This window comes from Pseudomonas sp. FW305-3-2-15-C-LB1 (assembly GCF_058787615.1).
In genome coordinates this window covers 342508-354510 of sequence record NZ_JBYSZX010000006.1, presented here as the reverse complement: position 1 = coordinate 354510, position 12003 = coordinate 342508, and the positions used below count along the sequence as shown (strand labels likewise).

Annotated in this window: 10 protein-coding genes and 1 tRNA gene; 4 read left to right on the top strand and 7 right to left on the bottom strand. The window is 61.7% G+C overall.

Annotated elements, in window-relative coordinates; genetic code table 11:
- Positions 1–4: 4 nt before the first annotated feature.
- Positions 5–1288 carry a Zn-dependent hydrolase gene (locus AC3WP7_RS15120; protein ID WP_071492054.1) on the top strand — a complete coding sequence of 428 codons (1284 nt, stop codon included), beginning with the start codon at positions 5–7 and terminating at the stop codon, positions 1286–1288.
- A gap of 60 nt (positions 1289–1348) precedes the next feature.
- Here AC3WP7_RS15120 and AC3WP7_RS15115 read toward each other — a convergent pair whose 3' ends face one another.
- The 4 genes from AC3WP7_RS15115 to AC3WP7_RS15100 form a co-directional block, all read right to left on the bottom strand.
- The gene (locus tag AC3WP7_RS15115; protein ID WP_093124221.1) at positions 1349–1807 is read right to left on the bottom strand and encodes an REP-associated tyrosine transposase; all 459 of its coding nucleotides are present in this window, start codon (positions 1805–1807) and stop codon (positions 1349–1351) included.
- 373 nt (positions 1808–2180) lie between these two features.
- The gene (locus tag AC3WP7_RS15110; protein WP_102591739.1) at positions 2181–3599 is read right to left on the bottom strand and encodes an efflux transporter outer membrane subunit; all 1419 of its coding nucleotides are present in this window, start codon (positions 3597–3599) and stop codon (positions 2181–2183) included.
- Complete coding sequence (locus AC3WP7_RS15105; protein WP_093512914.1) at positions 3583–4752, bottom strand: efflux RND transporter periplasmic adaptor subunit; 1170 nt, start codon at positions 4750–4752, stop codon at positions 3583–3585. The genes AC3WP7_RS15110 and AC3WP7_RS15105 overlap by 17 nt, the downstream gene beginning before the upstream one ends.
- Positions 4742–7963 (bottom strand): efflux RND transporter permease subunit, encoded by a 3222-nt coding sequence (locus AC3WP7_RS15100; RefSeq protein ID WP_092244758.1) that lies wholly within the window; start codon positions 7961–7963, stop codon positions 4742–4744. The genes AC3WP7_RS15105 and AC3WP7_RS15100 overlap by 11 nt, the downstream gene beginning before the upstream one ends.
- Before the next feature lie 198 nt (positions 7964–8161).
- On the opposite strand from AC3WP7_RS15100, the gene AC3WP7_RS15095 reads away from it, so the two are divergent.
- Positions 8162–8572 (top strand): PA0061/PA0062 family lipoprotein, encoded by a 411-nt coding sequence (locus AC3WP7_RS15095; RefSeq protein WP_058426814.1) that lies wholly within the window; start codon positions 8162–8164, stop codon positions 8570–8572.
- Here the strand turns inward: AC3WP7_RS15095 and AC3WP7_RS15090 are convergent.
- Positions 8569–8730 (bottom strand): hypothetical protein, encoded by a 162-nt coding sequence (locus tag AC3WP7_RS15090; RefSeq protein ID WP_172963331.1) that lies wholly within the window; start codon positions 8728–8730, stop codon positions 8569–8571. The genes AC3WP7_RS15095 and AC3WP7_RS15090 overlap by 4 nt on opposite strands.
- Before the next feature lie 190 nt (positions 8731–8920).
- Between AC3WP7_RS15090 and AC3WP7_RS15085 the strand changes: the two genes are divergently transcribed.
- Positions 8921–9583: a C39 family peptidase gene (locus AC3WP7_RS15085; protein ID WP_102591740.1), complete on the top strand. Its 663-nt coding sequence runs from the start codon at positions 8921–8923 to the stop codon at positions 9581–9583.
- A gap of 36 nt (positions 9584–9619) precedes the next feature.
- On the opposite strand, the gene pbpG is transcribed toward AC3WP7_RS15085, so the two are convergent.
- The gene (pbpG, locus tag AC3WP7_RS15080; RefSeq protein ID WP_071492048.1) at positions 9620–10543 is read right to left on the bottom strand and encodes a D-alanyl-D-alanine endopeptidase; all 924 of its coding nucleotides are present in this window, start codon (positions 10541–10543) and stop codon (positions 9620–9622) included.
- A 208-nt stretch (positions 10544–10751) separates the two neighbouring features.
- Positions 10752–11606 carry a bifunctional methylenetetrahydrofolate dehydrogenase/methenyltetrahydrofolate cyclohydrolase FolD gene (folD, locus tag AC3WP7_RS15075; RefSeq protein ID WP_071492047.1) on the bottom strand — a complete coding sequence of 285 codons (855 nt, stop codon included), beginning with the start codon at positions 11604–11606 and terminating at the stop codon, positions 10752–10754.
- A 279-nt stretch (positions 11607–11885) separates the two neighbouring features.
- Between folD and AC3WP7_RS15070 the strand changes: the two genes are divergently transcribed.
- Positions 11886–11962, top strand: a tRNA-Arg gene (locus AC3WP7_RS15070).
- Positions 11963–12003: the final 41 nt, after the last annotated feature.

Sequence of the window (12003 nt, the reverse complement as noted above, 5' to 3'; positions counted from 1 at the left end):
CCCCATGAACGCTGCCCTGGACGTTCTGCAATCCACCCATCAGCACATCAACCGCGACCGCCTGTGGCAATCGCTGATGGACCTGGCCAGGCTCGGCGCCACGCCCAAGGGGGGTGTGTGTCGCCTGGCCCTCACCGACCTCGACCGCAAGGCCCGCGATCTGTTCGTGCAGTGGTGCGAAGACGCCGGTTGCACCGTGACCGTCGACGGCATCGGCAATATCTTCGCCCGCCGCCCCGGACGCAACCCTGACCTGCCGCCGGTGATGACCGGCAGCCATATCGACACCCAGCCCACCGGCGGCAAGTTCGACGGTTGCTTTGGCGTGCTGGCGGGGGTGGAAGTGCTGCGTACGCTCAATGACCTCAAGCTGGAGACCGAGGCACCGTTGGAAGTGGTGGTGTGGACCAACGAAGAAGGTTCGCGCTTCCCGCCCTGCATGATGGGCTCGGGGGTGTTTGCCGAGAAATTCACCCTGGCCGATACCTTGGCCAAGGTCGATGTGGATGGCGTCAGTGTGGGCGATGCGCTGAATGCGATTGGCTACGCGGGCTCGCGGCCGGTCAGCGGGCACAAGGTGGGAGCGTATTTCGAGGCGCATATCGAACAAGGGCCGATCCTTGAGGATGAGAAGAAGACGATTGGCGTGGTGCTCGGCGCCTTGGGGCAGAAGTGGTTCGACCTGAAACTGCGTGGCGTCGAGGCGCATGCGGGGCCGACGCCGATGCACCTGCGCAAGGATGCCCTGGTGGGCGCGGCAGCGGTGGTGGCGGCGGTGAACGCAGCCGCATTGGCGCACCAACCTCATGCATGTGGGACGGTGGGTTGCCTGCAGGCTTATCCGGGATCGCGCAACGTCATTCCCGGTGAAGTGCGCATGACCCTGGATTTTCGTCACCTGGAGCCGGCGCGCCTGGACTCGATGATCAGTGAGGTGCGCAAGGTCATTGAGGACACCTGCACCAAGCATGGGCTCAGTTTCGAGATGGAGCCCACCGCTGACTTCCCGCCGCTGTATTTCGATCAGGGCTGCGTAGACGCGGTGCGCAATGCCGCCAATGGCCTGGGCTTGTCGAACATGGATATCGTCAGCGGGGCAGGGCACGACGCAATTTTCGTCGCCGAACTGGGCCCGGCGGGGATGATTTTCGTGCCGTGTGAAGGTGGCATCAGCCATAACGAAATCGAGAATGCTGCACCGGATGACCTGGCGGCGGGATGTGCGGTGTTGTTGCGCGCGATGGTTGCAGCGTCAGCCGCTATCGCCAGCGGCAAGCTGGCCGCCTGAAATGCAGTAAAAAATGTGGGAGGGGGCAAGCCCCCTCCCACAATGAGTGTGTGTTCGGCTTTATATCCAGATTGCATCCCACAGCGGGTAGTCGCCAATCTTCTCTACCAACCCTGCCCTCAATGGGTTAGCCACCACATACCTGGCCATTTTCACCAAGTCATCTTCCTTGCGCAGTGCCCGGTCGTGGAAGCTTTCCTGCCAGAGTCTTCCCTTGCGTCCGCTTAGGCCGTTGACGGACCGCGTGCTCTTGGATTTCACCTGCCGCATCAGGTCCGCCAACGAGCCTTTTTTCAACTCAATAAGCCAATGAAAGTGGTCAGGCATGATCACCCACGCCAGCGAGTTTGCGAGCCCTCGGTACTGAGCCAGGCGAAACTGCCATACCACCAGTCGACCGAGGTGGAAGTCGCTGAATATCGGTAGGCGTTCGTGGGTGTTGGTGGTGATCAGGTAGATGCGGTTGGGTTCGCTGAAGCGTCCGATGCGCAGCCGATGTGAAGCGGGTAAATCTGCCATTCCCTGGCCCTCTCAAGGTGTGTTCAGAGAGGCTAGATCGGTGTGTAAAAGGCTGATTGGCCGGCCTTTGGCAGGATGTGTCTGGAAGAACGCCATCGGGGGCAAGCCCCCTCCCACATTGGTTCTGCGGCGTTCATACATTGTGTGTCTGGCACAGGAGCAGGGTGGAAGGGGACAAGCCCCCTCCCACATTGGTTCTGCGGCGTTCATATATTGTGTGTCTGGCACAGGAGCAGGGTGGAAGGGGGCAAGCCCCCTCCCACATTGGTTCTGCGGCGTTCATACATTGTGTGTCTGGCACAGGACAAGTGTGGGAGGGGGCTTGCCCCCGATTGCGGTAGTCAGTTGACAGTTATGTGACTGACCCACCTTATCAAGCACCCGGCTGCCAGCCACCGCCAAGCGCCGTCACCAACCCCACACTCGCCTGCAACTGCCGCGTCTGCACCGCCTGCAACGTGCGCTGCGCCTGTAACGCTGCCGTCTGCGCCGTCACCACATCCAGATAACTCACGGCCCCCGCCTGGTAGCTGTTCATCGCCAGCGCTTGGGTATGCTGCGCCGCATCCGTCGCTGCTTGCTCGTCCTGCGCCTCCTGTTGCAAATCCCGTAGTTGCGCCAGATTGTCTTCCACCTCGCGCACGGCCTTCAGCACCTGGCTGCGGTAGTGCGCCGATGCCTCTTCGAATTCGGCTTTGGCCTGGCGCTCGTTGGCGCTCAGGCGGCCGCCGTCAAAGATCGGCAGGTTCACCAGCGGCCCCAGCGCCCAGTAGCGATTACCGGCGGACAGCAGGTTGCCGACGCCTTGCGTCTGCCCGCCAATCAACCCGGTCAGGCTGAAATCCGGATACCACGCTGCCTTCGCTACGCCGATGTTGGCGTTGGCGGCAAACACCCGCCGTTCCGCCGCTGCAATATCCGGCCGACGTTGCAGGAGATGGCTTGGCAGCTGCGATGGAATGCCCGGCAGTGCAATCAATTGCGGGCTCGGCGGCACGGTGAACTGGCTGGCCGCCACGCCCACCAGTTCACCGATGGCATGCTCGGTCAGGTTGCGTTGCCCACGGACTTCATCCAACTGCGCCTTGGCTTCGGCCAGTTGATTCTGTGCACGCGTCAGGTCCAGCTCCGAGGCGATCTGACCCTCATACCGGCTGCGGGTCAGTTGCAGGGCCTGGCTGAAATCATCCAGCGAACGCTTGAGAATCCGCGCCTGTGCATCCAGCCCATTGAGCTGCACATACAGGCTCGCCAGTTGATGTTGCAAGCTCAGGCGCGCCACCGCCAGGTCGTCACCCGACGCTTGCGCCTGGGCGTCACCCGCCGCCACCTGGTTGCGGATTTTGCCCCACAGGTCCAGGTCGTAACTCAACGAAAACCCTGCGCTATTGCTGTTGTACACCGACGGCTGCGTGGTCCCGCGTAGCGGCCGTGAATCCGACTGGCGCTGGCGCAACGGCTGTGCGCTGGCGGTGATCTGCGGGAACAGCCCGGCATGCAGTTGGCTGGCGTACGCCTGGGACGCATCGAAGTGCGCCAGTGCCGCCGCCAGGTCCGGGTTGGCCTTGAGCAGTTGCTGTTGCAGGTCGTTCAGGCGCGGATCGTGGTAGAGCTTCCACCATTCGGGTGCCAATTGGTCGGACGGTTGCGCGCTGTGCCAGGGACCGTCGCTGGTCTGTTCGCGGTAGTTCGCAGGCAGGTCAATCGGCGGCACTTTGTAGGTGGGCGCCATCGAGCAACCCTGTAGAGCCAGCAGCATCAGTGCAACGAGGGGCTTAAGCCTTGGGCGCATGCGTACCTCCAGCGGCGGCTGCCAGTTGTACCGGGTCGCCTTCGCGCAGGGCGTCGGGCGGGTTGTCGACCACGCGGTCGGCGGGTTTCAGGCCTTGGTCGATGACCAGCCGTTCACCGAGGTCGAGGCCGATATGGATGTCCTGCAAGTGCACATGATTCTGCGCATCCAGCACCGCCACTTGGGTGCCCTGGGCGCGGAAGATCAACGCGCTGGCCGGGATGCTCACGCCATGGGTGTCCGCCGGGATCGGCAGGGTCGCTTCGGCGTAATCGCCGGGCAGCAGCTCGCCGTTGGGGTTGTCGGCCACGAACTGCGCGAGGAGGGTGCCGGAACGCCGGTCGATGGCGGTGGAGTCGCCGATCAGGCGGGCCTTGAAGTGCTCGCCGGGATGCTCGGGCACGGTCAATTCGGCTTCCAGGCCGGGGTGGATGACCGCCGCGTAGTTCTGCGGCACCGGCACATACAGGCGCAATTGGTGGGTGTCGGCGATGTTGAACAGCTCCGGGTCGCTGTCGGTGTCGGCCTTGATCAACTGGCCGATATCGGTGTTACGTGCAGTGATGGTGCCGGCGAACGGCGCGCGGATAGTCTTGTAGCTTTCCAGTGCGATCAGCCTGGCGTAGTCGGCAGCGGCGGCCTCGGCGTTGGCTTTGGCGGCGGCGGCATTGGAAGTTTTCTCATCGGCTTCCTGGCGCGACACCGAGTGGCTCGCCAGCAAGTTCTGCCAGCGCGTGGCGGTGGTGGCGGCCAGGCGTGCGTTGGCCTGTTCCTGCACCAGGCGTGCGTGGGTCTGCGCCAGTTGTTGGTCGAGGTCGGGGCTGTCGATCTCGGCAAGGATTTGCCCGGCTTCGACCCGCGTCCCGATGTCGGCTTTCCAGTCCTTGAGGTAACCGCTGACCCGCGCATGGATCGGTGCCTTGCTCCAGGCTTCCAGGTGCGCGGGCAGGCGCAGGGTATCGCCGGCCGCATTCTGCTGCGGTTGGAACACCATCACCTGCGGGATGGCGGCGGTCTCGGTCCAGGCCGTGACCGACTGTTCGTGCAAGGTACGGGCGTGCAGGCCGTTGGCGACCAACAGGGCGGCCAGGGTCAGGCCGCCGACACCCATGAGCATCAGACGCTTGCGCGAGGGTTTGTGATCAGACGACATGAGACGTTTCTCCAGCTGTAGCACGATTAGGGTGACGACCGTGGACCAGGCTGAAGACCACGGGTACAAACAACAGGGTGGCGGTGGTGGCGAGGATCAGGCCACCGATCACCGCGCGGCCGAGCGGGGCGTTCTGTTCTTCGGACATCGCCAGGGGCAACATGCCGATGATCATCGCCAGGGCGGTCATGCACACCGGACGAAAACGCGTGTAGCCGGCTTCCAGCGCCGCCTTCAATGCATCGCCATGTTCGGCCAGGCGTTCGCGGCAGAAACTCACCACCAGGATCGAGTTGGCGGTGGCGACGCCCATGCACAGGATCGCGCCGGTCAGTGCCGGCACCGACAAGGACGTGCCGCTGAGGAACAGCATCCACACGATCCCCGCCAGCGCCGCCGGCAAGGCGGTGATGATCACGAACGGGTCGACCCATGATTGGAAGTTGACCACGATCAGCAGGTAGATCAGCACCACCGCACCGAGCAGGCCAAAACTCAAGCCGCTGAACGCTTCATGCAGTGCATCGATCTGCCCATGCAGGCTGATCACCGCGCCTTTGGGGCGCATGGCGGCGGTGTCATCCAGCACTTTCTGCACGTCACGGGCCACGCCGCCGAGGTCGCGGCCTTGCACGTTGGCATACAGGTCCAGGGTCGGCTCGATGTTGTAGTGGGTCACCACCGCCGGGCTCTGCACGCGGGAGATGGTGGCTACACCGCCGAGGATCTGCGACTGGCCGTTAGCACCGGTCACCGGCAGGGCTTCCAGCGAGGGCAGGCTGTCGAGGCGGTATTGCGGGGTGGCCGCGACGATGGAATAGGACACACCGTTGGCCGGGTTGAGCCAGAAGGTCGGCGCCACCTGGGAACTGCCGGCGAGGGACGCCACCATGCTGTTGGTCACGTCGCGCTCGGTGATACCCAGGCCATTGGCGCGCAGGCGGTCGACGTTCACTTGCAGCGACGGGTAGCCGGTGGATTGCTGGATACGCAGGTCGGCGATGCCCGGTACGTTTCGCAGGCGTCGCTCAAGCTCCACTGCATAGGCGCGGTTTTCTTCATCACTGCGCCCGGAGATCTTCACGTCCAGCGGAGCCGGGGCGCCAAAGTTGAGAATCTGGCTGCTGATGTCCGCCGGCAGGAAGGCAAAGTGGCTGCCGGGAAAACTTTGCGGCAGGGCTTCACGCAGTTTTTTCACGTAATCGGCGGTGGGCGCATGGTCCTTTTTCAGGGTGACCTGTATATCGCCATCCTGCGGACCGATGGTGCCGCTGCTGCTGTAGGCCATGTCGATGCCGCTGAGCGGAATGCCGATGTTGTCGACGATGGTGTCCAACTCTTCGGCGGGGATGACTTCGCGGATCCGCGCTTCGATGCGGTCGAAGGCTGCGGCGCTTTCTTCGATACGCGTGCCCAGTGGCAAGCGCACGTGCAGGGCCAGGGCGCCGGCGTCGGTGGCCGGGAAAAAATCCTGGCCCAAGCTCGGCAGCAGCAGGAACGACGCCAGCACACAGGCCAGGAAGCCGACGATAAAACGCTTGCGATTGCCCAGCGCCAAGGTCAGCAAGCCGTGGTAGGTGTCGCGGATATTCGAGAAGTGACGCTCGAAGCCCTGCTGGAAATTCAGCACTGATTGCAGCACGCGATTGCGCGGTTTCGGGTGCTGTTCACCCTCGTGGTGGTTGATGAATTCATCTTCCGGGTGATGCCCGGCGCCTGGCTCCGGCGTGTGCGGCTTGAGCAGGAACATCGCCAGGGTCGGCACCAGCGTCCGCGAGAGGATGAACGAACTGGCCATGGCAAAGATCACCGCCAGGGCCATCGGCCGGAACAGGTAACCGGCGATGCCTTGCAGCAGGAACATCGGCACGAACACGATGCAGATGCACAGCAGCGAGACGAACGCCGGGCCGACAATTTGCGCGGCACCGTCGAGGATCGCGGTCTTCACCGCCTTGCCTTGCTCCAGATGCCAGTTGATGTTTTCGATGGTCACCGTGGCGTCGTCCACCAGGATGCCCACGGCCAGCGCCAGCCCGCCCAACGTCATCACGTTGAGGGTTTGCCCGCTGGCCGCCAGCAACGCGATGGCCGAGAGCACGGCGAGGGGAATCGACGCGGCGATGATCAGCGTCGAACGCCAGCTGCCGAGGAACAGCAGGATCATCGCACTGGTCAGCAGCGCGGCAATGATGCCTTCCTGGGCCACGCTGCCCACCGATTGCTTGACGAACACCGATGCGTCGCCGAGCAGCGAGGTCTTCAGCGACGGCGGCAGGGTTTCGTTGATGCGCGGCAACATCTGGCGGATGCCGTCGATGATCGACAGGGTGGAAATGCTGCCGTTTTTCAGCGCCGGCATCAGCACGGCGCGGTGGCCGTCGACGCGCACAATATTGGTCTGCGGTGGCGAGCCGTCACGCACGTGCGCCACCTGGCCAATCGTGATCAGCGCACCGTCGACGGTCTTGATCGGCAGGTCGTTGAGTTCGTCGATGGCCTTGGGGCTGTTGTTGAGCAGGATCGTGTATTCGTCGGGGCCGAGTTTGGCGGTGCCCACCGGGATGATCTGGTTCTGCAGTGCCAGGGCGTTACCCACGTCCTGCGCCGACAGGCCTTTGGCAGCCAGCGCCTGTGGGTCGAGGTCGAGGGTGATCTGGCGTTGCTTGCCACCCATCGGTGTCGGCATGGCCAGGCCGGGCAGGGAACTGAGCGGCAAGCGAATGTTGTTCTGCACCAGGTCGCGGATCTTGGCTTCCGAGAGGCTGGGGCTGGAGAACGCCATTTGCAGGATCGGCACCGTGGAGGCGCTGTAGTTGAGGATCAGCGGCGGCGTGATGCCGGGTGGCATTTGCTTGAGCACGGTTTGTGAAACCGCCGTCACTTGGGCATTGGCGGTGCGGATATCCACGCCGGGCTGGAAGAAAATCTTGACGATGCCCATGCCGGGCAGCGATTGCGATTCGATATGTTCGATGTCGTTGACGGTGGTGCTCAGGGAGCGTTCGTAGGTGTAGATCACCCGGCCGGCCATGGCGTCCGGTGACAGGCCGTTGTACTGCCAGACCACGGCGACCACGGGGATGCCGATATCCGGGAAAACATCAGTAGGGGTACGCAGGGCCGCCATTGGCCCGATGATGCAGATGAAGATGGCCAACACGATAAAGGTGTATGGCTTTTGCAGTGCGGTCTTTACCAGCCCGAGCATGCGTGAAACCTCCGGAAGGAGCAGGATTGCAAACCCCGGCAGTCTCACGCGACCCACCTAACACGCACCTTTCAGCCAGGTGAAGGAACATTTAGGTTAGGGCTGAAGATCGTTTCATATGTATTCATTTGTTCTACAAAGGTCAGCTCCTCAAGCTTGCAACCCATCGGACACATAGTCTTTCTTTGGAGCCCTGCCATGTCACTCAAACCTTTATTGTTGATTCCTGCCCTTGGTGCTGTGCTGTTGTTGTCGGCATGTGCCGGCCCGATCCCCAAGGCTGACCCGAGCGAAGCGTGGATCGGTCTGAAAGAAGAAGCGCCGAATGACCTGATGGCCGAGCGGGTAGACGGCAAGCGCGTGGATGACGGACGCTTTTTTGAAGTGCCACCAGGCGATCATCGCCTGGATGTGACGCTGTTCGAGGAAGAACCCGGCGACGACAATCAGCAAGACTGCCAGGGGCGTGTCGAGTACAAGCACTTCAAGGCGGGTGAGCACTACACCCTGGTCGAATCCAGCCTGGGTACTACCGTGCGTGCGTCCTTGATGGACGGGCACGGCAAGGAAGTTGCGGCCACTCAGGACTTCAATTGCATGCCAGGCTAGGCGTGATGCACCGCGGCCTTGTGAGGCTTGGCGGGTGCCGTCGGTTTGACGTGGGGGTGATGGTGCCGGCGGGCAATGCGCAACACCCCCCACAGCATGGCGCCGGCTACCGCCAGCCAACCGCAGATCAACAGGAAAATCGTCGTTGCAAGGCTCATTCGGGCCTCCTTTCGCCCCGCAGGGGGCACACACAGTCTTCTCAATGGACAGTCTAGCTACCCGGCGGTTGCCTGCTATTGACCAATGGTCGAGTGCGACCAACTTCTTTGCTATATCCACGCCCCCTGCACAATCGCGATTGGGCTATGATCAGGGCCCTTACCGGCAGTCGATCAAGAGAGTAGAAAATTGCGGTTACGGTCGAACCTGAAAATATCCTTGTTAGTTGCTTGTGCCCTGGGCCTCGCGGCCTGTTCCTCCGCACCGTCGAGGCTGGCGGGCCTGCCGGAGCGAGTCGAACTCAATGGCGTGCCGACCTTTCGCAGCGAGGCTTATCAGAGCGGTCCTACATCGTTAGCCAGCATGCTGTCGCAACAAGGCATTGTCATGACACCGGGGTTGCTGGATAAGCCATTGCATCTGCCGGGCGGTGAAGCGGACCTTGAACGCAACATGCAGGTACTGGCGCGTGAGTACGGGCTGATGGTGTATCCGCTGGATGCGAAGCTGACGGCGGTGCTGGCACAGGTGGCGGCGGGTTATCCGGTGATGGCGCGGATTGGTGGCGGGTTGTGGTCCGACGCGCACTACGTGGTAGTGGTGGGGTTCAATCAGCAGAAAAGCACGGTGCTGCTGCGCTCAGGCATGGATCGGCGCCTGTTGATGAGCTTCGGCGACTTCGAGTCAAAATGGAAAAGTGCCGGGAACTGGGCAATCCTCACCCAGCGCCCGAGCCAACTGCCAGCCAACGTCGACGCGCAGCGCTGGCGGGATGCGGCTGGCGCGACGGCTCAGGCCGGGCAGGAGCGGGCGGCGGCGCAGGCACTGAAGGTGTTGGCGGAAAGCAAATAAAAAACGGCGCTATCAAGCGCCGTTTCTTATGGTCGGTTATCGACGCGCTTCTGCAGCATTCGGCCGATTTTTCAGGTTCTTGTCGGCCTTGTAGCGCAACGCCACATCCGGCACCGACCCGCTCTTGCCGGTTTCAACCCAATTGCGGATACGGCTGGCATCGGCAAAGTGGGTGAATTTGCCGAAAGCGTCCAGGATCACCAATGACACCGGGCGGTTGCCCATGCTGGTCACCAGCACCAGGCAGTGGCCGGCCTGGTTGGTGAAGCCGGTCTTGGTCAGCTTGATGTCCCAATTGGCGCGGTTGATCAGGTGGTCGGTGTTGGAGAAGCCCAGGGTGTAGTTGGGCTTGCGGAACGACACGGTCTTTTCCTTGGTGGTGCTCAATTGGCTCAGCAAGGGGTAGTGACGCGCGGCGGCGAGCAGTTTGCTCAGGTCACGGGCGGTGGACACGTTGTGGATCGACAGGCCGGTGGGTTCCACGTAGTGAGTGCTGGTCATGCCCAGCGCCTTGGCCTTGGCGTTCATCGCGGCAATAAACGCCGGGTAACCGCCTGGATAGTGGTGTGCCAGGCTGGCGGCGGCGCGGTTCTCCGAGGACATCAGGGCGATCAGCAGCATTTCTTTACGTGGCATCTCGCTGCCGATTTTCACCCGGGAAAACACGCCTTTCATTTCCGGCGTGTCCTTGATGTTGATATCGATGTATTCATCCATGTTCTGCTTGGCTTCCAGCACCACCAGGCCGGTCATCAACTTGCTCACCGAGGCGATCGGCACCACCACGTCGGGGTTGCTGGAATAGATGACCTTGTTGGTCTGCAGGTCCACCAGCATGGCGCTGCCGGAGGCGATTTGCAGTTTGGAGGTATCACGCGGGGCCTGGGTGGTTTCGGCGGCGTGAGCGAAAGTGCCTGTAAACGCAAAAAATAGGCTGACGATAGAGAGACGAATTTTCACGCGGATGAACTCGCTAAAAAAGTAAGGAAATACCGTTCGGGAACGGTTTTTGGATAAATGCCGTTACATTTTAGGAGTATGGATCGGAAACTGTCGAATGTTCTTCTGGAACCAGACGAAAGTGCTTAAAAACTAAGAAAAAACAGGATTTATTACGCGCAATAAAAAGCCCTGCGATAAAGCAGGGCTTTTTCAGTACACCCGGTTATTAAGCGTGCAGGGTCTCTGCGGCGTACAGGGTGTTTTCCAGCAGGCACGCGCGCGTCATCGGGCCGACACCGCCGGGTACCGGGGTGATCCAGCCGGCGCGGGGCAGGGCGGTCTCGTACACCACGTCGCCGACCAGCTTGCCGTCTTCCTGGCGGTTGATGCCCACGTCGATGACGATGGCGCCTTCCTTGATCCACTCACCCTTGACCAGGCCCGGCTTGCCGGCGGCAACCACCACAAGGTCGGCGCGGCCGACGTGGCCGGCGAGGTCCTTGGTGAAGCGGTGGGTAACGGTCACGGTGCAGCCGGCCAGCAGCAGTTCCATGGCCATCGGGCGACCGACGATGTTGGACGCGCCAACGACCACGGCGTCGAGGCCGTACAGGTCGACACCGGTGCTTTCCAGCAGGGTCATGATGCCCTTCGGCGTGCACGGGCGCAGCAGCGGGATACGCTGGGCCAGGCGGCCGACGTTATAAGGGTGGAAACCGTCGACGTCTTTGTCCGGACGAATGCGCTCCAGCAATTTGGAGGCGTCCAGGTGCTCGGGCAATGGCAGTTGAAGCAGGATGCCATCAATCTTCGGGTCGTCGTTGAGGCCGTCGATCAGGTCGGTAAGGGCCTGCTGGGTGGTCTCGGAAGGCAAGTCGTAGGCCTTGGAAATAAAGCCGACCTCTTCACAGTCTTTACGCTTGTGCGAGACATAAACCTGAGAGGCAGGATCGCTGCCGACCAGGATCACCGCGAGGCCAGGCGTGCGCAGGCCTTGCTGGCTGCGCTCGGTGACTCGTTTGGCGATCTGCTGGCGCAGGCTGGCGGCGATTGATTTGCCGTCGATAAGTTGTGCAGTCATTACGCGTGATTAACCATCGAGAGGGGGAAGAAAAGTGCGCGCATTCTCGCATGCCAAGGCGTGAGGGCAAAGGCGCTTGGTCTGCAAATTGCCCTAACCCCTTAAATAAAATGAATTTTTTTCAAAAAAGATTTGACGGGTTTGGAGGGCGTCTATACTATTCGTCGCACTTGTCGGGCACAGCCTAGCACTGGTTAAGAAGGCCGAGCAGAATAGCGTGTTGTTCTGCAAGGCTGGAAGCACTTAGTTTGTAATCCTCCAAGAGTACAGATTAATAAGGCGCCCGTAGCTCAGCTGGATAGAGCATCCGCCTTCTAAGCGGATGGTCGCAGGTTCGAGTCCTGCCGGGTGCGCCATTAGGCAGCTTTGGCACAAGTAGCGTCAGATGGTGGGCGTA